Annotated in this window: 24 protein-coding genes; 13 read left to right on the forward strand and 11 right to left on the reverse strand. The window is 75.1% G+C overall.

Annotated elements, in window-relative coordinates; genetic code table 11:
- Positions 1 to 224: 224 nt before the first annotated feature.
- Positions 225 to 554, reverse strand: coding sequence for a biopolymer transporter Tol (locus GMA12_RS12335; RefSeq protein ID WP_156269815.1), 330 nt, complete (start codon positions 552 to 554; stop codon positions 225 to 227).
- A 63-nt stretch (positions 555 to 617) separates the two neighbouring features.
- On the opposite strand from GMA12_RS12335, the gene GMA12_RS12340 reads away from it, so the two are divergent.
- Entirely contained in the window at positions 618 to 1,847 is a 1,230-nt protein-coding gene (locus tag GMA12_RS12340) for a molybdopterin molybdotransferase MoeA (RefSeq protein WP_156269816.1), read from the forward strand.
- An 82-nt stretch (positions 1,848 to 1,929) separates the two neighbouring features.
- Entirely contained in the window at positions 1,930 to 2,370 is a 441-nt protein-coding gene (locus GMA12_RS12345; RefSeq protein WP_370831457.1) for a hypothetical protein, read from the forward strand.
- A gap of 4 nt (positions 2,371 to 2,374) precedes the next feature.
- On the opposite strand, the gene GMA12_RS12350 is transcribed toward GMA12_RS12345, so the two are convergent.
- Positions 2,375 to 3,241: an alpha/beta fold hydrolase gene (locus GMA12_RS12350; protein WP_156269817.1), complete on the reverse strand. Its 867-nt coding sequence runs from the start codon at positions 3,239 to 3,241 to the stop codon at positions 2,375 to 2,377.
- Positions 3,234 to 3,701 (reverse strand): pyridoxamine 5'-phosphate oxidase family protein, encoded by a 468-nt coding sequence (locus tag GMA12_RS12355; protein WP_156269818.1) that lies wholly within the window; start codon positions 3,699 to 3,701, stop codon positions 3,234 to 3,236. The genes GMA12_RS12350 and GMA12_RS12355 overlap by 8 nt, the downstream gene beginning before the upstream one ends.
- A gap of 156 nt (positions 3,702 to 3,857) precedes the next feature.
- Between GMA12_RS12355 and moaC the strand changes: the two genes are divergently transcribed.
- The 5 genes from moaC to GMA12_RS12380 all read left to right on the forward strand — a co-directional run bounded on the left by moaC (position 3,858) and on the right by GMA12_RS12380 (position 7,177).
- Positions 3,858 to 4,355 (forward strand): cyclic pyranopterin monophosphate synthase MoaC, encoded by a 498-nt coding sequence (moaC, locus tag GMA12_RS12360; protein ID WP_156269819.1) that lies wholly within the window; start codon positions 3,858 to 3,860, stop codon positions 4,353 to 4,355.
- Positions 4,352 to 4,960 (forward strand): MogA/MoaB family molybdenum cofactor biosynthesis protein, encoded by a 609-nt coding sequence (locus GMA12_RS12365; protein WP_370831462.1) that lies wholly within the window; start codon positions 4,352 to 4,354, stop codon positions 4,958 to 4,960. The genes moaC and GMA12_RS12365 overlap by 4 nt, the downstream gene beginning before the upstream one ends.
- Positions 4,957 to 5,409, forward strand: a complete 453-nt coding sequence (locus tag GMA12_RS12370; protein WP_156269820.1) for a molybdenum cofactor biosynthesis protein MoaE — start codon at positions 4,957 to 4,959, stop codon at positions 5,407 to 5,409. Before GMA12_RS12365 ends, GMA12_RS12370 begins: the two co-directional genes overlap by 4 nt.
- A 5-nt stretch (positions 5,410 to 5,414) precedes the next feature.
- On the forward strand, positions 5,415 to 6,605 hold the full coding sequence (moeB, locus tag GMA12_RS12375) for a molybdopterin-synthase adenylyltransferase MoeB (RefSeq protein ID WP_162459789.1): 1,191 nt from the start codon (positions 5,415 to 5,417) through the stop codon (positions 6,603 to 6,605).
- Between the two features lie 113 nt (positions 6,606 to 6,718).
- Positions 6,719 to 7,177, forward strand: a complete 459-nt coding sequence (locus GMA12_RS12380) for an SRPBCC family protein (protein WP_156269821.1) — start codon at positions 6,719 to 6,721, stop codon at positions 7,175 to 7,177.
- Positions 7,178 to 7,235: 58 nt separating this feature from the next.
- On the opposite strand, the gene GMA12_RS12385 is transcribed toward GMA12_RS12380, so the two are convergent.
- Together GMA12_RS12385 and GMA12_RS12390 are read right to left on the reverse strand one after the other, a co-directional pair.
- A complete protein-coding gene (locus GMA12_RS12385) occupies positions 7,236 to 7,688 on the reverse strand; it encodes a VOC family protein (RefSeq protein WP_156269822.1) in 453 nt (150 codons plus the stop codon).
- The gene (locus GMA12_RS12390; protein WP_162459790.1) at positions 7,670 to 8,116 is read right to left on the reverse strand and encodes a VOC family protein; all 447 of its coding nucleotides are present in this window, start codon (positions 8,114 to 8,116) and stop codon (positions 7,670 to 7,672) included. Before GMA12_RS12390 ends, GMA12_RS12385 begins: the two co-directional genes overlap by 19 nt.
- A gap of 184 nt (positions 8,117 to 8,300) precedes the next feature.
- Here GMA12_RS12390 and GMA12_RS12395 point away from each other — a divergent pair, with 184 nt between their 5' ends.
- Positions 8,301 to 9,230 (forward strand): NADP-dependent oxidoreductase, encoded by a 930-nt coding sequence (locus GMA12_RS12395; protein WP_156269824.1) that lies wholly within the window; start codon positions 8,301 to 8,303, stop codon positions 9,228 to 9,230.
- A gap of 82 nt (positions 9,231 to 9,312) precedes the next feature.
- Here the strand turns inward: GMA12_RS12395 and GMA12_RS12400 are convergent, their stop codons facing one another.
- Positions 9,313 to 9,984 (reverse strand): hypothetical protein, encoded by a 672-nt coding sequence (locus GMA12_RS12400; protein WP_370831468.1) that lies wholly within the window; start codon positions 9,982 to 9,984, stop codon positions 9,313 to 9,315.
- 181 nt (positions 9,985 to 10,165) lie between these two features.
- Between GMA12_RS12400 and GMA12_RS12405 the strand changes: the two genes are divergently transcribed.
- The 3 genes from GMA12_RS12405 to GMA12_RS12415 all read left to right on the forward strand — a co-directional run bounded on the left by GMA12_RS12405 (position 10,166) and on the right by GMA12_RS12415 (position 13,743).
- On the forward strand, positions 10,166 to 10,963 hold the full coding sequence (locus tag GMA12_RS12405) for an SDR family oxidoreductase (protein ID WP_156269826.1): 798 nt from the start codon (positions 10,166 to 10,168) through the stop codon (positions 10,961 to 10,963).
- 277 nt (positions 10,964 to 11,240) lie between these two features.
- A complete protein-coding gene (locus tag GMA12_RS12410) occupies positions 11,241 to 12,527 on the forward strand; it encodes a glycosyltransferase 87 family protein (protein ID WP_156269827.1) in 1,287 nt (428 codons plus the stop codon).
- On the forward strand, positions 12,520 to 13,743 hold the full coding sequence (locus GMA12_RS12415; RefSeq protein ID WP_162459791.1) for an MFS transporter: 1,224 nt from the start codon (positions 12,520 to 12,522) through the stop codon (positions 13,741 to 13,743). The genes GMA12_RS12410 and GMA12_RS12415 overlap by 8 nt, the downstream gene beginning before the upstream one ends.
- A gap of 25 nt (positions 13,744 to 13,768) precedes the next feature.
- On the opposite strand, the gene GMA12_RS12420 is transcribed toward GMA12_RS12415, so the two are convergent.
- From GMA12_RS12420 to GMA12_RS12440, 5 genes are all read right to left on the reverse strand, one after another.
- A complete protein-coding gene (locus tag GMA12_RS12420) occupies positions 13,769 to 14,521 on the reverse strand; it encodes a PIG-L deacetylase family protein (protein WP_156269828.1) in 753 nt (250 codons plus the stop codon).
- A gap of 59 nt (positions 14,522 to 14,580) precedes the next feature.
- Positions 14,581 to 15,198, reverse strand: coding sequence for a signal peptidase I (locus GMA12_RS12425; RefSeq protein WP_156269829.1), 618 nt, complete (start codon positions 15,196 to 15,198; stop codon positions 14,581 to 14,583).
- Positions 15,195 to 16,160: a hypothetical protein gene (locus tag GMA12_RS12430; protein WP_156269830.1), complete on the reverse strand. Its 966-nt coding sequence runs from the start codon at positions 16,158 to 16,160 to the stop codon at positions 15,195 to 15,197. Before GMA12_RS12430 ends, GMA12_RS12425 begins: the two co-directional genes overlap by 4 nt.
- 14 nt (positions 16,161 to 16,174) lie before the next feature.
- Entirely contained in the window at positions 16,175 to 16,771 is a 597-nt protein-coding gene (locus tag GMA12_RS12435; protein WP_156269831.1) for a hypothetical protein, read from the reverse strand.
- Between the two features lie 87 nt (positions 16,772 to 16,858).
- Positions 16,859 to 17,446, reverse strand: a complete 588-nt coding sequence (locus tag GMA12_RS12440; RefSeq protein WP_162459792.1) for an alternate-type signal peptide domain-containing protein — start codon at positions 17,444 to 17,446, stop codon at positions 16,859 to 16,861.
- A 386-nt stretch (positions 17,447 to 17,832) separates the two neighbouring features.
- Here GMA12_RS12440 and fdhD point away from each other — a divergent pair, with 386 nt between their 5' ends.
- Positions 17,833 to 18,705, forward strand: a complete 873-nt coding sequence (gene fdhD / locus GMA12_RS12445; RefSeq protein ID WP_156269833.1) for a formate dehydrogenase accessory sulfurtransferase FdhD — start codon at positions 17,833 to 17,835, stop codon at positions 18,703 to 18,705.
- A 41-nt stretch (positions 18,706 to 18,746) separates the two neighbouring features.
- Positions 18,747 to 19,481, forward strand: a complete 735-nt coding sequence (locus GMA12_RS12450; RefSeq protein ID WP_156269834.1) for a glutamine amidotransferase — start codon at positions 18,747 to 18,749, stop codon at positions 19,479 to 19,481.
- The last annotated feature ends 21 nt before the right edge of the window (positions 19,482 to 19,502 follow it).

Raw genomic sequence — 19,502 nt, forward strand, 5'->3', positions numbered from 1 at the left:
GCCGGGGCGGGACTGGGCGCCGGTCCCGCACTGCGGATCTGCGGGATGCCCAGGGAAACGCTCATGTCACCGCCTCGGTGGTCGCGCCCGGCCCGCACGGTGCTCGGCGTGCCGGGATGGTTCGCCCAGTGTAATCAGTCCCCAGCATGCCGAGAACGGCCCGTGCGCCGGACGGGCCTTCCGCCGGTGGTCCCCGTCGTGTCCGTGCCGGGCCCTGGCCGGGGTCAGGCCGGCTCCGGCGGGGCCTGCTCGTCCAGCCGGGCGAGGGCCTCCGTCCAGCGGGCCTCCCGTTCGGCCGGGCTCTGCTCCCACCAGGGCGTGCCCCGTTCGCCCAGACCGCGCTTCGCCAGTCCGACCCGGTCCCGCGCGGCCCGCAGCCGTTCCTCCGTGCCCTCCCGCCGCGCGGCGCGCACCGCCGCGCGGGCGCGCCCCAGGTGGGAGGTGAGCCGGGCCGCGACGTCGTCGGGCAGCGCGGGGTCCTGCCGCCGCCAGCGCCGCCCGTCCACCACGATCCACCGCCCGTCCGGCGTGTGCTCCACCTCCCGCTGTGCCATGCCACCGATCCTGCCAGGTCCGGCCACCCCGGGTGCTGCGCGGCGGGCCCCTACGCTGGGGGCATGAGCAGGCACGCCCAGCACCCGGTCCGCAGCGTCGACGAGCACCGCCGTGCGGTCACCGAGGCACTGCGCGGAATCCGCCCGCGCGGGGAGACCGTCCCCCTGCGGGAGGCACTGGGCCGGGTCCTGGCCGAGGACCTCGTGGCGCCCCTGAGCCTGCAGCCCTTCGACAACTCGCAGATGGACGGCTTCGCGGTGCGCGCCGCCGACACCCGCCGGGCGCCGGGGGAGGAGGACGCGCGGCTCGTCGTCGTCGCCCCCGTCCCGGCGGGCCACGTCCCGGGGCCCCTGGCGACCGGGGAGGCGGCCCCCGTCATGACCGGTGCGCCGCTGCCGCCCGGGGCGGACGCCGTGGTCCCGGTCGAGGAGACGCTCCCGGGCGGCTTCCCGACTCCCGGGAGCGTGCTCCGCGTCCCGGCCGACCAGCCGGCGGGACGGTTCGTGCGCCGGGCGGGCGAGGACCTGGCCGAGGGTGCGACCGCCCTGTCGGCCGGGCAGCGGCTCACGCCCGCCCGGATCGGCCTCGCCGCCGCCCTCGGGTGCGCCGCGCTGCGCGTGCGGGCCCGGCCCCGGGCCGTGGTCTACACGACGGGGGACGAGGTGGTGGCCCCCGGGGCCGCGCGCGGGCCCGCCCAGATCTTCGACGCCAACGCGGCGATCCTCGGCGCCCAGCTGACGGAGGCGGGCGTGGAGGTGCTCGCCGCCCACCTCGTCCCCGACGACCCCGAGGCCTTCGCCGCGCGGCTGGCCGCTGACGCGGCCCAGGGGCCCGACCTCTTCGTCTCCTCCGGCGGCGTCAGCGAGGGCGCCTACGAGGTCGTCCGCCAGGTGCTGGGGCCCCACGGCGAGTTCGTGCACGTGGCGATGCAGCCGGGCGGGCCACAGGGTCTCGCCCACCGGCACGGGGTGCCCTTCGTGTGCCTGCCCGGCAACCCAGTGAGCACGCTCGTGTCCTTCGAGATGTTCCTGCGGCCGGCCCTGACCGAGACCGTCGGCGCCCCCGTCCCCCGCCCGCTCCGCACGGCGCGGCTCGCGGAGGCCGTCCGCCCGCTGCCCGGCAGGACCCAGGTCCGCCGGGGCGTGTGGGACGGCGCGGAGGTGCGGATGGCGGGCGGGCCCGGCTCCCACCTGCTGGCCGCCGCGGCCCGGGCCAACGCCCTCGTCCTGCTGCCGCCGGGGGACGCGGAGCTGCCGGCGGGCGCTCCCGTGGAGCTGCTCGCGCTCGACTGACGGTGGCGGGAACCGTCCGCCCCGCTGACTAGACTGGCCTGCGCCCCTCGCCCGGACCCCCGGTCCCGGACCGAGGACCGCCGTGACGACCGCTCCGACGGTGACCGCACCCGTGACGACCGCTACAGAACAGGCCCTCATGAAGTTCCTGCCCGCGCCCCTGCTGCTCGCCGCCACCGCCGTGATCCAGGCGCTCGGCCGCTACGAGTACCACCAGAACGCGATCACCGTGGTGGGCCAGATGCTGTTCCCCATCTTCTTCGCCGTCCTGGCGATCTTCCTCGCCCGGCGGGGGACGGAGGGCGCCTTCGGCACCACGCACCTCGTGCTGCTCGTGGCCGGCGCGCTCCTGTTCGTGCTCAGTCTGGTGGGCCGCAACGGCACCGTCCCGCAGCTGTACCCCTCGGTGTGGGTCTACTACACCGCGTTCGCGCTCGTGGCGGTCGAGGCCGCGCTGCGGATCGCCGGGACTCCCCGCCGGGGGCACGGCGCCCCCACGGACGAAGGGCCCGCCCGGCGCTGAGCGGCTACCCGGCGCCGCCGGCCCGCGCGACGACGAGCGCCGCCAGCTGCTCCGGATGGGTCTCGGGCAGCCAGTGCCCGGCGTCCAGCTCCACGAACCGGTACGGGCCGCGCACGTGCTCCGCCGTCAGCTCCGCGGCCCGGCGGCCCAGGGCGGGATCCCGGTTGCCCCACGCGTAGGTGGTCGGGACGTCGACCGGCCCCGTGCGCAGCCGCGACAGCGGCACGGCGCGGTACCAGTCCAGGGCCGCGGTCAGCGCGCCCAGCTGCTGCATCCGGGCGGCGTAGCGGGCGGCCTCCGCGGCGGGCAGGCCGGAGCGGCGCAGCAGGTCCCCGAGCCGCGGGCCCAGCACCGTCTCCGGGAGCCGGGGCAGCTGGAAGGCGGCCACGTAGGCGGAGCGCAGCCCCTGCCCCGAGCGGACCAGGGACCGGGACAGCGCCCGCGGATGGGGCACCGAGGCCACCGTGAGGGACGCCGTCCGCTCCGGCCGGTGCGCCGCCAGGGCCCACGCCACGATCCCGCCCCAGTCGTGACCGAGCACATGCGCCCGCCCCACCCCGGCGGCGTCGAGCACCGCCACGGCGTCCTCGACGAGCAGCTCCAGCCGGTAGGCGCCGCGGCCGCGGGGCCGGGCCCCGGGGGAGTAGCCGCGCTGGTCGGGGGCGAGGGTGCGCAGGCCCGCGGCGTGCAGCGCGGGCGCGAGACGGTCCCAGCTCGTGCGGTCCTGAGGGAAGCCGTGCAGCAGCAGCACCGGGGGGCCGTCGGCGGGCCCCTCGTCGCGGACGTCGAGCAGCAGGCCGGCCGACGGGCACCGGGTGAGCCGCTGGGCCCCGGCCGGCCCGCCGGTCCCGTCGTCGACCCGCTCACTCATCCGGGGCCCGCCGCGCCTCCGACACCGGAGTGCGCCACTCTCCCGGGTCCGCGACCGGGAACCGGCGGCCGGTCACGAGGCCCGGCACGACGCGGACGAAGACGCCCTTCCGGCCCGACTGCCACGGGAACAGTGGCAGGTCCAGGGTGTCCGTCAGCTCCTGGATCTGCTGGATGCGCTCGGCCCGGCCCTTGAGCACCACGCTCCACCCCTGGGCGGAGGGCGCGTCGTACCCGTCGATCTCCACCGCCACCGGGACGTCGGTCAGGGCGGCCGCGAGCTTCGTCCCCTCGGCCGAGCGGAAGACGAGCGTCCCGTGGTCCACCACGAAGTTGATCGGGAAGATGTCCGGGTGGTCCTCCACCCACACGGCGAGGCGGCCGACACCGGCGTCCCGCAGCAGCTCCCAGCAGGTGTGCAACGGCAGATCCTCGACGTGGGTGGCGTGCTCGTCCGTCATCGTGTGCTCCTTCGCAGGTCGGCGGCATCGGCGGCGCGGGAGGGCGTGCGGCCAAGCTAGCACCGCGCCCGGGCCGGAACCAGGCCCGGCCCCGGACGGCACGTGGGCCAGAATAGGAGGACGCACCGACCGGAGATCCGAAGGGACCGCACCGACATGACCGATCAGCAGCAGGGCCTCACGCATGTCCGGGCGGACGGCTCCGCGCACATGGTGGACGTCTCGCACAAGGACGTCACCACCCGCGAGGCCACCGCGACGGCCACGCTGCGCACCCGGCCCGACGTCGTCGAGCAGGTCTTCGCCGCGGACCTCCCCAAGGGCGATGCCCTCCCGGTGGCCCGGATCGCGGGGATCATGGCGGCCAAGCGGACCCCGGAGCTCGTCCCGCTGTGCCACCCCCTGCCGATCAGCAAGGTGGTGGTGGACTTCGAGCGCCTGGCGGACGGGGTGCGGATCACCGCCACCGTGCGCACCCGCGGGGTGACCGGCGTGGAGATGGAGGCGCTGACCGCGGCGTCGGTGGCCGCGCTGACGCTCTACGACATGATCAAGGCCGTGGACAAGCTCGCCGAGATCGACCGGGTCAGGGTGCTCGCCAAGTCCGGCGGGAAGTCGGGGGACTGGTCGCGGGACGGCGGTGACCCCGCGTGAGGAGCGCCGCCGTCATCGTCGCCTCCACCCGCGCGGCCGCCGGGGTCTACCAGGACCGGAGCGGGCGGATCGCCGCGGACTGGTTCGGCTCCCACGGCTTCACCGTGGAGGGCCCGTTCGTGGTGGCCGACGGCGAGGACGTCCGCGCCCAGCTCGAGCGCCTGCTCGTGGCGCGGGCGCCGGAGGACCGGCCCAGTGTCGTGGTGACCAGCGGCGGCACCGGCCTGGCCCCCGACGACCTGACCCCGGAGGTCACCCGCCCCTTCCTCGACCGGGAGCTGCCGGGGATCATGGAGGCACTGTGGGCGGAGGGGCGGAGGACCACGCCCCTGGCGGTGCTCAGCCGCGGGCACGCCGGCGTCAGCGGGCACACCTTCGTCGTCAACCTCCCCGGCTCCACCGGCGGGGTGTGGGACGGGCTGAAGGTGCTCGAGCCCCTGCTGGACCACGTCTGCGACCAGCTCGAGGGCCACCGCGACCGCGGGCACGCCGACCCCGGGACCCGGCACCACGCCTCCGCCCCGCAGGCCCCCGGGCACCAGGCCTCCGATCAGCAGACGCCGCCACCGCAGGACCCCGAGCCGCACGAGGAGAACGACCGATGAGCACTCCCGGACCCATCCAGGCCGACACCGCCGTCGTCGCCGCGTTCGTGACGGACGAGCCGCTGGACCACGGGCAGGCGGTCTCGGCCGTGCAGGACGAGCGCACCGGTGCCGTGGTCTCCTTCAGCGGCGTGATCCGGGACCACGACGGCGGACGCTCCGTCACGAGCCTGGACTACACCTGCCACCCCGGCGCCGACCGGGCGGTCAAGGACGTGGCCCGGGCGGTCGCCGAGGAGTTCCCGGGCACCCGGATCTGGGCGGCCCACCGGATCGGCCACCTGGAGATCGGGGACTCCGCCCTGGAGGCCGCCGTCGGCGCCGCCCACCGCAAACTCGCGTTCGCCGCCTGTGACGCGCTCGTCGACCGGATCAAGGCCGAGGTGCCCATCTGGAAGGAGCAGTCCTTCGCCGACGGCTCCACCGAGTGGGTCGGGCTGGACGCCTGAGCGCCGTGGACCTGCCCCCGCTCGTCGACCCCGCCCCCGAGCTCACCGACGCCGAGCTGCGCCGCTACGCCCGGCACCTCACCGTCCCCGAGATCGGGGAGGAGGGCCAGCGGCGGCTGAAGAACGCCCGGGTGCTGTGCGTGGGCGCGGGCGGACTGGGCTCCCCGGCGCTGCTCTACCTCGCGGCCGCCGGGGTGGGGACCCTCGGGATCGTCGACGACGACGTGGTGGACTCCTCCAACCTCCAGCGCCAGGTGATCCACGGGGAGGCCGCCCTGGGCGCGTCCAAGACGACCTCGGCCGCCGCGCGCATCGCCGACCTGAACCCGCTGGTGCGCGTGGTCGGGCACCGCGAGCGGCTCACCGCGGCGAACGCGCGGAGGATCCTGGCCGGCTACGACCTCGTGCTGGACGGCTCGGACAACTTCGGGACCCGCTACCTCGTCTCGGACGCGTGCGAGCTCGGCGGCGTCCCGCACGTGTGGGGCTCGATCCTGCGCTTCGACGGCCAGTACTCGGTCTTCTGGGGCGCGCACGGGCCGACCTACCGGGACCTCTACCCGGTGCCGCCGGCGCCGGGCACCGTGCCCAACTGCGCCGAGGCCGGGGTGCTCGGTGTCCTGCCGGGTCTGCTGGGCACCGCCATGGCGGTCGAGGCCGTCAAGCTGGTCACCGGGATCGGCACCACCATGCTGGGCCGGGTGGCCACCTACGACGCCCTGTCCGCGCGCTGGTGGGAGATCCCGCTGGCGCCCACGCCGGGACGCCCGCCCGTGCGCACCCTGCAGGACGACACCGGGGCCCCCTCCTGCGCGGCGCCCGCCCCGGCGCGGCCGGCGGGGGAGGAGACGGACGAGGAGCTGCCCACGGTCACGGCGCCGCAGCTCGCGGAGCTGCTCGCCGCCCGGGAGCGCGGCGAGGCGCAGTTCGAGCTCCTCGACGTGCGCGAGCCCTACGAGGCCCGCCTCGCGGCCGTCCCCGGCGCGCGGCTGGTCCCCCTGGCCCGGTTCGAGTCCGGCGAGGCCCTCGCGGAGATCGACCCGGGGCACCGGGTGCTGCTGCACTGCAAGGCCGGGGGGCGCTCGGAGCGGGCGCTGCGGCTGCTGCGGGCGGCCGGGCACGCCGACGCAGCCCACCTGGAGGGCGGGGTGCTGGCCTGGATCGAGCAGGTGGATCCCGCCCAGCGGCCCTACTGACCGTCCGGGGCGCCCCGCCGGCCCGGGTACGCGCGGAGCGGAATCCGCTGGCGGGTCCGCCCCCGCACCTGCATACGGTGGGGTCGTACCGTCCCGACGAAAGGATTTCCCGCATGTCCGAGAACAGCATCTCCGCCAGCCGCCTCATCGACGCCCCCGCCGACGCCATCTTCGACGTCCTCAGCCTCCCCTCCCGGCACCAGCAGATCGACGGCTCCGGCACGGTGGTCTCCGGCGACGACCAGCGCATCCAGCAGGTCGGCCAGGTGTTCGTGATGAACATGAACGGTGAGCACATGGGCGGCGACTACGTCATGGAGAACACCGTCTCGGGCTTCGACGAGAACAAGCTCCTGGCCTGGCGGCCGAAGCCGCAGGGCGCCGAGCTCGAGGGCTGGGAGTGGATCTGGGAGCTCGAGCCGCAGGGCCCCGGCGCCACCCTGGTCACCGAGACCTACTCCTGGGAGCACGCGAGCCCCGAGGCCAAGAAGGCCGTGTCCTTCCCGCTCTTCGAGGAGGGCGCACTGGAGGACTCCCTCGAGCGGCTCGCGGCGGCCGTCTCGGAGAAGTGACCGGCGGCCGCACCCCGCCCGGTCGCTCCGCGGCCGGGCGGGGTGCGGCCGCCGCCGCTCAGGCGTGTCCGGAGCCCTCCAGCGGATACTTCTGCTGCACCGCCGTCCAGTCCCCGGAGCTGGCCAGCGGGTCCATCCACACGATCTCCCAGAGGTGGCCGTCCGGGTCCTGGAAGCTGCGCGAGCGCAGGAAGTCCCGGTCCTGGGGGCGGCCCTCCAGGGCGCCGGCGGCCACCGCACGGTCGACGAGCGCGTCGACCTCCTCCGGGGTCGCGACGGACAGGGAGGTGATGACCGCGGCGCAGCGCCTGGTGTCCGTGATGTCCTTGTCCGCGCGGCCGCGGAACGTCAGGTGGTCGAGGAGCACGACCCACAGGTCCTCGCCGGCCACGACGGTCACGGCGTGTCGGTCCGAGAACCCGGGCTCGGGGGTCCAGCCCAGCGCGGTGTAGAAGCTGCGGGACGCCGCGAGGTCGACCACGGGCAGGTGGATCAGGACGGACGGCGCCACGGCTGCTCACCCGCCCCGCCGGCCCGGGCCGGCACCGGCGCCGGATCCACCCACAGGACCTCCCAGTGGTGCCCGTCCGGGGCCTGGAAGCTGCGCGAGCGCAGGAAACCGTAGTCCATGGTGTCGCCCTCCGTCGCGCCGGCGCGGACGGCCCGCTCGACGACGGCGTCGACCTCCCCGGGAGAGCCCACGTCGATCGCGGTGACGACGGAGGAGTCGGCCGCGGTGCCGGGTGCCTCCGGGCCCACCGGGCGCCGGTGGCGGTCCTCGCTGAGGACCATGACGTGCGCCGCGCCCCGCACCAGCATCGTGGCGCCCTCCGGGACGTTCCGGCTCGGGGGACCCAGCTCCCAGCCGAGACGGGTGTAGAACCGCCTCGCCCGGTCCAGGTCTGCGACGGGAAGGGCGACGAAGTCGGCCGTGATCATGACGTCTCCTCCAGAGTGCGGCAGAGCTCGGCTCCAGGATGGTCCCGAGGTGTGTGCCGCTGCAACCGTGTGACGGGAGATCGGCGCGCATGTCGCAATGGCAACGGCACGGCATCGGCACGGCGTCGGCGCGTCATCGGCGGGACTCCGGAATGGGCGCCGGACCAGCGCCGTTGAAACGGTCATGCTGGTCATCGGAGTCGCGTCGTTCGGAGGGCCGGAGGCCCTCGCCGTCCATGAGGTGCCGGATCCGCACCCGGGCCCCGGCGAGGTGCGGATCCGGGTGCGGGCCGCGGCCGTCAGCCCCACGGACACGATGCTGCGCGCCGGCGGACTGCCGCTGGGCGAGCGGCGCCCGCCGTACGTGCCGGGCATGGACGCGGCCGGGACCGTCGACGAGGTCGGCGAGGGCAGCGCCTGGCGGGTGGGGGACGCCGTGATGGCGATCGCCCTGCCCCGCGGCGAGCACGGGGGAGCCTACGCGGAGCTGCTGGTCGCCCCGGACGACTCGGTCGCCCGGATCCCGGCCAGCACGGACTTCGCCACGGCCTCGACCCTGCCGATGAACGGTCTGACGGCCCTGCAGATCCTTGAGGAGCTCGACCTCCAGCCCGAGCAGACCCTCGCCGTCACCGGGGCCGCCGGCACCCTGGGCAACTACGTGGTGGAGCTGGCCAAGCATCAGGGGCTCACCGTGGTGGCGGACGCCGCGGACCGGGATCTGGAGCTGGTGGAGAGCCTGGGCGCCGACCACGTGGTGGCCCGCGGCGACGACGTGGCGGAGCGGATCCGCGAGTTCTTCCCGGAGGGGGTGGACGCGCTGGTGGACGCCGCCGTGCTGAACGAGAAGGCCGCCCCGGCGGTGCGGGACGGCGGCCGCTTCGCGACCGTCCGGCACTGGGACGGGAACCCGGGCCGCGGCATCACCGTGCACCGGATCAGCGTGCCGCGCGAGTACCGTTCCGGGCACAAGCTGGAGCTCCTGCGCCGCTGGGTGGAGGAGGGAGTGCTGACCCTGCGCGTGGCCGACGTCCTGCCCGCCGCGGAGGCCACCGAGGCCCACCGCCGGCTCGAGGCCGGCGGTGTCCGGGGACGGCTGGTCCTGCGCTTCTGACCGCGGGACCGCGCCACCCGGGACCTGAGCTCCGGTCCCGCAGCGCCCGGTCCCGGAGAGGCCGCTGCTCGGAGGCCGCTGCTCAGAGGCCGGAGCGGTACTGGTGGTCGATCCCGGCCTGGTCGACCCTGCGGTGGAAGCGCATCCCCGCCAGTCCGCCGAGGACCGCGGCGATCAGCGGGATGACCACGGCGAGGACCAGGGCGATGATGCCCCCGGCGGTCAGGGCCCCCTCGTCGATGGGGATGCGCGGGAAGCCGTTGAGGTCGCGCAGGACGTTGAACTGCTCGCCCGCCACGGCGCCCAGGACCGCCAGCACGATCGCGATGACGACGGCCCAGACCCACACGGCCACACCCTGCTTGGCGCCGTCGAACCGCGCCATCCGGCCGGCCACGTAGCCGCCGGCGAAGTAGGCGACGAACAGGATGACGGCCAGGACGATGCCGCTGACGATCCCCACGGTGCCGACGTTCTGCCCGACCTGGTCCGCGATCTCGGCCGGGTCGGTGCTGGTCGCCACGCCGACGCCCGCCCCGATCGCGGTGAGCAGGGCGGTGAGCAGCACGGCGATGCCGGTGGCGGTCATCCAGCCGAAGAACGCGCAGCCGAACTTCACGCCCCCGTACTCCTGCTTCTCCGCGGCGACCACCTCCTGGCGGCGCCCCCGGGGCGTCGTGGCGCCCGCACCGTTCGGGACGCTCCTCCCGGCGCCCTCGGGAACGGACGCTCCTGCCGGTTCCTGGTGCACCACGGCGCTCTCCTCACATCGAACCATCAGCTTGCTGAACAGTTTCCTCCGAACGCCCGGAACCCGCAACCGCCCGCCACGGACCGGGCGGGGACCGGTGCCGCCGCCCGGAACCGGTAGTAGCCTGATGGTTCCGGCAGCACCTCGAGAGCGGCCCGCCGGCGGCGGGCGGAGAGGCACGACCATGGACTTCACCCCTCGCACCGCCATCGTGACCGGCTCGGACTCCGGGATCGGCCGCGCGACGGCCGTCGCCCTGGCAGCGGCCGGGATGGACGTCGGCATCACCTGGCACCAGGACGAGGCCGGTGCCGAGAGCACCGCGGAGGAGGTCCGCTCCTACGACCGCCGCGCCGTGGTCGCCCGGCTGGACACCACGGACCTCGACGGCTGCGGCGGTGTCGTGGACGACCTGGTCGAGCAGCTCGGCGGACTCGACGTGTTCGTGAACAACTCCGGCACGGGGGCGAACGTCCCGTTCCTGGAGACCTCGCTGGGCACCTGGCGCAAGGTCGTGGCCACCGACCTGGACGGCGCGTTCGTCTGCCTCCAGGCGGCCGCCCGGCACATGGTCGCCGCCGGGCGCGGTGGGCGGCTGATCGCCGTGACCAGCGTGCACGAGCACCTGCCGCGGGTCGGCTCCAGTGCCTACGACGCCGCCAAGCACGGGCTGGGCGGGCTCGTGAAGACCATCGCCCTGGAACTGGGGGAGCACGCGATCACGGCGAACGCGGTGGCCCCGGGGGAGATCGCGACCCCCATGACGGGCCAGGAGGACGAGAACCCCCGGCGCACCCACCGTCCCGGCGTTCCGCTGGGCCGGCCCGGGGACGCCCGGGAGATCGCCTCGGTCATCGCCTTCCTCGCCTCCCCGGCCTCCGCCTACGTCACCGGCGCCTCCTGGGTGGTCGACGGCGGCATGGTGCAGATGGGGCCGCAGGCCGGCTCCCACCTGACGAGCGACGACTGGCGCAAGGGCTAGGCCGGCCGGTCCCGGCCCGGGCCCTCGACCCGCCCGATGACGCAGGCCGGGCTGCCACCCTCGCGGAGCCGCGCCCAGGCCGTCCGGGGCCCGCCCCGGACGGCCCGGGCCCCGCGAGCGGCGGGCTTTAGAGTAGGGACCGCCCCGCCCGCCGCACGAGGAGTCCTGCCATGCGCGCCAGCACGACCGGTCCCGACCACCCCAGGATCGTGGCCGCGGTCAGCCGGGAGTCCTCCCGATCGCGGGCCGGCGTCCCGGCCCGGGAGCCGAGGCCCTCGTGACCGTTCCCTCCGCCTCCACTGCCGTGGCGTCCCGCGCCCGGCGCTCCGCGCCGCTGACCGGGCTCGTGTGGCTGCTGCTGGCGGGTGCGCTGGTGCGGTCCGTCTGGCTGGTTTTCGACGGCAGCATCGACCTGGACGTCTACCGGCTCGGCGGCATGGCCGTGGTGGACCGCCACGGGTTCGACGACGAGCTCTACGGGCCGGGCCTGAGCCTGGACGGCGACGGGGGGCTGCCCTTCACCTATCCGCCGTTCGCCGCCCTGCTGTTCGTGCCGCTGGCCTACCTGCCCGAGTGGCTCACCGAGCTCGCCCTCGCGCTGTTCACGATCGGCTTCGCGGCCGGGCTCTCGCGGATCCTCCTGCGCTACGCGACGGACCGCGGGCGGCCGCTGCCGCTGCAGACCCGCCTGGACCCGGCCACGGCGGTGGCGGCGGGCACCGCCGTGCTGCTGTGGTCCGGGCCGTGGATGCGCAACGTCGGGCTGGGGCAGATCAACGCGCTGATCATCGCCCTCGTGCTCTACGACCTCCTGCGCACCCGCGACGACACCCCGCTCGGCCGGGTGCCGCGCGGGTTCTGGATCGGGCTGGCCGCCGGGATCAAGCTGACACCGCTGGCCTTCGGACTGGTGTTCCTGATGCGCGGGCAGCTGCGGCCGCTCCTCGTCATGGGCCTCACCTTCGCCGCGACCGTGCTCGCCGGGTTCCTCCTGCTGCCGCGGGACGCGGTCGTGTTCTGGACCGAGGCCGTGGTCAGTGACGAGCGCGTGGGCAGCCCCGCCTACGTGGACAACACCTCGCTGCAGGGCGTGCTGCTCCACCTCGGCGTTCCCGGCGGCCCCGAGCCCCTGCTGCGCGGGGGGCTGCTCCTCGTGCTGCTGGTCGGCGCCGCCCTGCTGATCCGGGTGCTCGCCACGCGCGGGATGGTGCTCTCGGTGGTGGCTGTCAACGCCCTCGTCATGCTCTACATGTCGCCCGTCACCTGGTCCCACCACCACCTGTGGTGGGGGCTCGTGCTCATCGCGCTGTGGGCGGAGGCCTGGCCCGCGTTCTTCCGGGACGGCCCCCGCCGGCTGGTCGCGGCGCTGGGCGGGGTCGCCCTGGTGGGTCTGTACGTGGGCCCGATCCGCTGGGACGCCTGGCTGCGCCCGCTCGGCGTCTCCGGGCCGGTGATCGACGTGGTGGCCACCCTGCCCTACCTCGCGCTGCTCCTGCTCCTGGCCCTCTGGGTGGTCACCGGGCTCCGGGCCGGGACCCCGGCGGCCGGCGCCGGTCGTGGCTGAGCGTCTCCCGCCGGGGGCGTGGACCGGCTACGACCGCGGCAGCCGGGGCTACCGCCGGGTCCTGCTCGCCCTGCTGTGCGCCGGGGTCGCCACGTTCGCCCAGCTCTACTCGGTGCAGGGCGTGCTGCCGCTCATGGCGGCCGACCTGGGGATCGATGCCGCCCGCGCGTCCCTGGGCGTCTCGGCCGCGACCTTCGGGCTGGCCGTGGGCGTCCTGCCCTGGTCCGTGGTCTCCGACCGCTGGGGGCGGCTGCGGACCATGGTGGTGGCGGTCGTGGCCGCCACGGCCTTCGGGCTCGTGATGCCCTTCGCCCCGACCTTCGAGACCGTGGTGGCGCTGCGCTTCGTGGAGGGCATGGCCCTCGGCGGCATCCCCGCCGTGGCCATGGCCTATCTCGCGGAGGAGCTCGACCGCCGGCACGCGGCCGTCGCGGCCGGCACCTATGTGGCGGGCACGAGCCTGGGCGGGCTGGCCGGGCGCATCATCGCCGCCCCCGTGGGGGACGCGTTCGGCTGGCGGACCGGCACGGTCACCGTGAGCGTGCTCGCCGCGCTCGCCGCCGGGGTGTTCGTCCTGATCGCCCCGCGCCAGCGCGGCTTCGTCCGCCAGACCGTCCGGCTCGCCGGGCCGTCCGGGCTGTTGCGCCGGCTGGGCGCCAACCTGGCGGACCGGGGCCTGCTGGTGCTGTACCTGCAGGGCTTCCTGCTCATGGGCGGGTTCGTGGCGATCTACAACTACCTGGGCTTCCACCTGGGGGAGGAGCCGTTCGGCGTCTCCCAGACCGTGGTGAGCCTCCTGTTCCTGGCCTACCTCTCCGGCACGTGGTCCTCCGGCACGGCCGGGCGGCTCGCGGCCGCCCACGGCCGGAGGGTGGTGCTCGTGAGCAGCGGACTGATCATGCTGGCCGGGCTGCTGGCCACCCTCGTCCCCTCGATCCCCGTGATCGTGGCGGGGCTGCTGCTGTTCACCGCGGGCTTCTTCGCGGCCCACGCGGTGGCCTCGGGCTGGGTGCCGGTGCGCTCGCGCACCGGCAAGGCCCAGGCGTCGTCCCTCTACACGCTCTTCTACTACGGGGGCTCCTCCGTGCTCGGCACGGCCGGCGGGGTCTTCTACACCGCCACCGGCTGGTCCGGGGCGGTCGCGTTCGTGGCGGCGCTCGTCGTCGTCGCCGTCCTGCTCGTGCTGGTGGTGCTCCGGGACCCGGAGCGCACCTGACCCGGTGCCGGGCCGGGGGCAGGCGTCAGTCGTCCGCGCCGCCCCACTGCAGGGGGAACACCTCGAAGGAGCTCGCGAGCGGCACCCCGGCCCGTTCGCCCACGGCCTGCGCGTTGCCGCGCAGGAAGGCGTCCGGGTCGAAGTCGGCCCAGCCCAGCCCGTCCAGGTACGCCTGGTGGGCGCGCAGGGACGCCACGCCGGTGTCGAAGTCGTCCGTGACGTCCACGGCGTGCCGGGCCTCCGGGGAGCCCGCGGCCCACACGGCCAGCACCCCCGGCCACGGCGCCAGCCCGGACTCGACCTGCTCCGGGTAGATCCACCGGTTGCCGGCGTCCCGGGCGGCGTCCAGGGTGGCGCGGCCGACCGCGATGTGGTCGGCCTGGTTGAGGTTCGTGGCGCCGTCCCAGGTGTCGCGGAAGTTGTTGGTGACCACCACGTCCGGCCGGTGCCGGCGGACCACCTCGGCGATCCGGCGGCGCAGCGCCACCCCGTACTCCAGGACCCCGTCCGGCAGGCGCAGGAACTCCACCTCGTGCACGCCCACCACCCGGCAGGACTCCCGCTGCTCGTCCTCCCGCAGCGGGCCCGCCTCCGGCGGGGCCATCCCGTCGATCCCGGCCTCCCCGCTGGTCACCAGGCAGTAGATCACGTCCTTGCCCTGGCCGGTCCACCGGGCCACGGCGGCCGCGGCGCCGAACTCCATGTCGTCCGGGTGGGCGACCACCACGAGCGCGCGGGTCCAGTTCTCGGGCAGGGCGGTGAGCGGCGTCTCGGTCATGGTGCCCATCATGGCCCGCGACGCGGGGACCGGCAACGGCCGCCGGGCCGCCGCGGCGCTCAGCCGGCGGCGGACCCGCCGGACACCACGGACAGCCGCTCCGTCCGGGCGTCCTGCGGCGGCACCGGTGCCGCGGCCCCGGCCGGGCGCCCGCCCCGGTCCCGGACCGCGCCGACGAGCTGCCACAGGGCGTAGCCGAACAGGGCCGCGGCGACCAGCACGACCCCGCCGCGCTTCTGCTCCGCGTCCAGCAGCGTGGCGGCGTGGCCGGCCCAGGGCACGTGGTACTTCACCAGTCCGCGCAGCTGGGTGGCGGTGACCGGCTCCGCGTCCGGGGCGGCGTTGGCGTCGCCCTGGGTCGTGAAGCTGCGTCGGCCCTCGCCGTCCACCGCGACGGCCACGATCCGGTGGGTGACCAGGGTGTCGTCGTCGGGCCGGGGCATGAACGTCACGACGTCCCCGGTGCTCAGCCGCGCGGCGTCGGCCTCGCCCTCGAGGGGCTCGACGACGACCTGGCTGCCGGTCGGGACCGTCGGCTCCATCGAGCCGGAGAGCACCGTCAGCGGCACCCAGCCCAGGACCAGGGGCAGGACGACGACGGCCAGCAGCAGCGCGGACACCGCGGCCAGGAGCACGACGAGCAGCGGGTGGAGAGCCTTGCGGACCATGGCGGTCATGACGGGAGTCCTTCGCAGATGATGTTGCCGCTGTTGCCGGGGGTCTTGATCCTCCACGCGTAGGCGCTGTCCGCGTGGGTGGTGCCTCCGGCGGCGAACACGGCCCGGACGAGCACCTCGTAGTCCTCGCTGGACCGGAGGTCCGGCACTCGCAGCAGATCCGCGGCGCCCAACTGAGCCGTTCGCGCCGCGCCGTCCGGCACGGTCTTCACCCGTATGGGCGTCCCGGTGCTGCCCATGGGCCGTGCCAGGACCTGCCACTCCGTGACTGCCGGGCCGCCGGGCCGGTCGCTCCACGCCCACCGCAGCACCGCCGTGCTGTTGTCCGCCCGGCACTGCGCCGCATCCGCCGGTACCGGGGCGGAGGGTGCGGTCACGGGCGGGAGGTCCACCGTGAACGGCGCCGTCCACGAGCGGGTGGCCGACCAGGTGCCGCCGTCGAGGGAGGAGGCCTCCACCTGGGTGACCACCTGCAGGGGGCGTCCGGCCAGGCGACGCAGGGCGTCCTCGGTGACGCCATCGGTGGACACCGTCAGGCACATTCCGGCGGGCCGGTCCCGCTCCAGGGGCGCCCAGGTGCTCCCCGGGACGACCACCGGGGTGGACCCGCCGGGTGCGGCAGCGGTCCACTGGGCCGATGCCTTCGCGTCGCTGCAGGCCGCGCCGGAGCGGTAGGCGAAGCGCAGGCCCGCCGGCGGTGTCACGGCCGCCCCGGCGTCGAGGAGGGAGACCTGCGCCGGCCGGTACCGGACCCCGAACCCGGAGGTGTTGGTCAGGGTCGCCGAGCTCCCGGCGCCGGCGACGTCGAACCCGATCACCCCCATGGTCAGGGCGGGCACCTCCGCCTGCTCGGCTGCGGACCATCGCGCCCGGGTGCCGCCGTTCGGGGTCGTGAGCACGATGACGGCCAGCAGGAGGAGGACGGCGAGCGCACAGGTCGCGGGGGTGCGGTACTTGCTCATGAGGGCTCCCGGGGTCAGTTCTGGGTGAGGGCGACCGTGAGCGGGCCCGGTGCGAGGGGGGTGCCCTGCGCCGACGGGTCGGCAGGGACGTCGTAGAAGACGGTGATGTCGTAGGCGGCGCCGTCCTGGGCCGCGGTCACGGTCCAGGCGGACGGCCCGGGACCGAAGGGCAGGGGCGCCGTGCCGGGGGCCGGGGCCAGCTCCACGCGCGGGACGACCGCGCTGCCGGGCGACACGCCGGGGTCGACCGTGAGCGTCGCGGTGAGGTTGGAGCCCGCGAGGTCGAGGTGCGCGCGGGTCGTGACGACGACCGTGTCGCCGGGAGCCAGCGACGCAACGGCGTCCGCCGACCCGGTGAGGTCGGTGGTCCCGCGCTGGACGGCGCCGGTCGCCGGGTCGAAGTCGGTGTGCTGGAGGGTCGTCCGCGCCGGCTCGAGCACCAGGTCGAGGGTCCCGGTGCTGACGGCCTGCGTCTCGAGCGGGACGGCGTCGGACCACCGGGCGGCCGTGCCCGTGCCGTTGCCAAGCAGCGTCAGGGCGAGCAGGGAGGCCGCGGTGGCCGCGAAGGCGCGACCGGCGGCCGAGGGGCGGGGACGGACGGGATGTGTCACGGGAGCCTCTGGGGGTGAGACGGAGTCTGTGAGGAGTGGAGCGCCCCGGTGCGGCGGTTCCGCCGCACCGGGGACTGCCGAGATCGGTCAGAGGCTCTGGTCGAGCACCAGGTTGAAGCCCTTCAGGGACTGGGCCGGGACGTTCTGTCCCTGATCGCCCGTGACGCTGTCGGCCTTCCAGGTGAAGGTCGCGGTCACGTTGACCGGCTTGCCGTCGTTGGCCTGGGTGACCTCGTAGACCTTGTCGTTGTTCGTGTCGGGGAGACCGTCGATCTGCAGGGTGTAGTCGACGTACGTCCCGATCACGGACTGGAGATTCGCCGGCAGCTGCAGGGCCAGGGTGGCCTTGAGGTTGTCGCCCTCGGCCTGGATGGTCGGCGAGACCTTGAGCTTGACGGTGTCGCCGGGAACGACCTGGTACGTGTTGATGTCGATGACCTTGCCGTTGCCGTCGGTCCAGGTGACGTCCTGGTCCAGAGCGAGGCTCAGCTCGCCGGTGGCGATCGTGTCGTCGGAGGCGATGGCCTGCGAGTCGGACCACTTGGAGAAGGTGCCGCCGCCGGCGGCGAGGAGGCCGACGGCCACGGCGCCGGCCAGGACGGCCTTGCCGGTGCGGCGGTTCTTGGCGCCCCGCGCGGGGGACTCGGACGGGAGGTGCTGTGCTGCAGAGGACATGGTTCCGCCTTCGTGCGAGAGGTGTGGGAGGAGAGCTGCGCGGGATCGGTGCGCAGCGCGCGGCATCCGGTGCGGGGCCCGGTGGAGCAGGGGGGACGCCGGCCCCGGGATCAGGGAGGCCGGCGTCCCCGGTGCGACGGCCGCGCCCGAGGGCGCGGGTCCGCGGGACCGCCGTGGATCGCCGGGCGGTCCGCCGGTAGCCCTACCGCCGGATCGCCTTGACACGTCAACTCTAGACAAAAGTCTATGAATTCGAACAGATCTTGATTGTCCCCACTTCACCCGACGTTACTGCTGGGTAACGGCGGCGTTCGGGCCGGTCCGGGCCCGGGCCTAGGATGCCGGGGGAGGGCTCCCACCCGGAGGGCCCCGGAGCGGAGGACCCCATGACCCGAGCATCCCAGCGGCGCCGGGTGCACCGGTACACGGCCGAGGGCGACGAGGGCGGCCGCGCGGACACCCTCGCCGGGGAGGAGCCCCTGGAGATCCGGCTCCACGGCAGCTCCTTCACCGTCACCATGCGCACCCCGGGCCACGACTTCGACCTCGTGGCCGGGTTCCTCGTCTCCGAGGGCGTCGTCCGGGCGCCGTCCGAGCTCGTGCAGATGGACTACCGCAGCGGCGTCGACCCCGACGGGCAGCGCACCTACAACGTGGTCGACGTCCGCCTCGCATCGGGGGTCGCCCTGCCGGACACCTCCATGCAGCGGCACGTCTACACGTCGTCGTCGTGCGGGGTCTGCGGCACGGCGTCCATCGAGGCCGTCACCAAGGTCTCCTCGTTCGACCCCGCGGCGGACCCGGTGCGGCTCTCCGTGCCCGGGCTGCTCGCCCTGCCGGACCGGCTGCGCACCGGGCAGAAGCTGTTCGCCACGACCGGCGGCGTCCACGCCGCCGGGCTCTTCCGCTGGCCCGCGGCCTCCGCGGACTCCGCGGAGGCCGGCGGCGGTCCCGCCGAGCCGGAGCTGCTGTGCGTGCGCGAGGACGTCGGACGGCACAACGCCGTGGACAAGGTCGTGGGCTGGGCGCTGCGGGAGGGCCTGCTGCCCCTGCGCGGCACCGTCCTGCAGGTCTCCGGCCGTGCGTCCTTCGAGCTCGTGCAGAAGGCGTCCATGGCCGGCGTGCCCGCGCTCGCGGCCGTCTCGGCGCCCTCCGCCCTCGCGGTCGACCTCGCGGACGAGGTGGGCATCACGCTGCTCGGGTTCAGCCGGGGGACCTCGTTCAACGCCTACGCCCACCGGGAGCGCCTCGTCCCCTGAGCGGGCGGGGGAGCACCCCCGGCGCTGGCTACGATGGGGTCATGAAGCCCTTCCTGCTGCTCGCCACCCGCGCCGAGGACGACGTCGCGGACGAGGAGTACGAGACCATCTGCCGCTTCAGCGGCCTGCAGGAGAGCTCGCTCCACCGGGTCCGCCTGGAGGCCGGGCCGATGCCGCCGATCGACCTCGAGCGCTACTCCGGGGTCGTCATCGGCGGGTCCCCGTTCAACTCCTCCGACCCTCCCGAGCTGAAGTCGGAGACGCAGCGGCGCGCCGAGGCGGAGATGCGGGACCTGCTCGACGAGGTCGTCGCCCGGGACTTCCCCTTCCTGGGCGCCTGCTACGGCGTCGGCACCCTGGGCACCCACCAGGGCGGGATCGTGGACCGCACCCGTGGCGAGGAGATCGGCGTCATCGAGGTGAGCCTCACGGAGGAGGGGCGGCGGGATCCGCTGCTGCGGGAGTTCCCGGACGTCTTCCACGGGTTCGTGGGGCACAAGGAGGGCACGCGCACCCTCGCGCCCTCCGCCGTCCTGCTGGCCACCGGCACGGGGTGCCCCGTCCAGATGTTCCGGATCAAGCAGAACCTCTACGCCACCCAGTTCCACCCCGAGCTCGACGCCCCCGCCCTGCTGAACCGGATCGAGGCGTACAAGGAGCACGGCTACTTCCCGGCCGACGGGGCCGAGGAGGTCAAGGACAGGATCCGCCGGGGCCCGCCCGTGACGGAGCCGGCGAAGCTCCTCGCGGCGTTCGTGGACCGCTACGCGCGCTGAGCCCGGCGCGGCCGCCCCCGG

Source organism: Kocuria sediminis, from assembly GCF_009735315.1.
In the GTDB taxonomy this organism is placed as follows: Bacteria; Actinomycetota; Actinomycetes; order Actinomycetales; family Micrococcaceae; genus Kocuria; species Kocuria turfanensis.

Bases quoted from the DNA above. Each gene is read 5' to 3' on its own strand.
- GMA12_RS12380 (WP_156269821.1), top strand. From the start codon at position 6,719: ATGTCCGAGAACAGCATCTCCGCCAGCCGCCTCATCGACGCCCCCGCC.
- GMA12_RS12430 (WP_156269830.1), bottom strand. From the start codon at position 16,160: ATGAGCAAGTACCGCACCCCCGCGACCTGTGCGCTCGCCGTCCTCCTC.
- GMA12_RS12335 (WP_156269815.1), bottom strand. From the start codon at position 554: ATGGCACAGCGGGAGGTGGAGCACACGCCGGACGGGCGGTGGATCGTG.
- GMA12_RS12420 (WP_156269828.1), bottom strand. From the start codon at position 14,521: ATGACCGAGACGCCGCTCACCGCCCTGCCCGAGAACTGGACCCGCGCG.
- GMA12_RS12340 (WP_156269816.1), top strand. From the start codon at position 618: ATGAGCAGGCACGCCCAGCACCCGGTCCGCAGCGTCGACGAGCACCGC.
- GMA12_RS12350 (WP_156269817.1), bottom strand. From the start codon at position 3,241: ATGAGTGAGCGGGTCGACGACGGGACCGGCGGGCCGGCCGGGGCCCAG.
- GMA12_RS12450 (WP_156269834.1), top strand. From the start codon at position 18,747: ATGAAGCCCTTCCTGCTGCTCGCCACCCGCGCCGAGGACGACGTCGCG.
- GMA12_RS12395 (WP_156269824.1), top strand. From the start codon at position 8,301: ATGCTGGTCATCGGAGTCGCGTCGTTCGGAGGGCCGGAGGCCCTCGCC.
- GMA12_RS12440 (WP_162459792.1), bottom strand. From the start codon at position 17,446: ATGTCCTCTGCAGCACAGCACCTCCCGTCCGAGTCCCCCGCGCGGGGC.
- GMA12_RS12390 (WP_162459790.1), bottom strand. From the start codon at position 8,116: ATGATCACGGCCGACTTCGTCGCCCTTCCCGTCGCAGACCTGGACCGG.
- GMA12_RS12425 (WP_156269829.1), bottom strand. From the start codon at position 15,198: ATGACCGCCATGGTCCGCAAGGCTCTCCACCCGCTGCTCGTCGTGCTC.
- GMA12_RS12355 (WP_156269818.1), bottom strand. From the start codon at position 3,701: ATGACGGACGAGCACGCCACCCACGTCGAGGATCTGCCGTTGCACACC.
- fdhD (WP_156269833.1), top strand. From the start codon at position 17,833: ATGACCCGAGCATCCCAGCGGCGCCGGGTGCACCGGTACACGGCCGAG.
- moaC (WP_156269819.1), top strand. From the start codon at position 3,858: ATGACCGATCAGCAGCAGGGCCTCACGCATGTCCGGGCGGACGGCTCC.
- GMA12_RS12405 (WP_156269826.1), top strand. From the start codon at position 10,166: ATGGACTTCACCCCTCGCACCGCCATCGTGACCGGCTCGGACTCCGGG.
- GMA12_RS12370 (WP_156269820.1), top strand. From the start codon at position 4,957: ATGAGCACTCCCGGACCCATCCAGGCCGACACCGCCGTCGTCGCCGCG.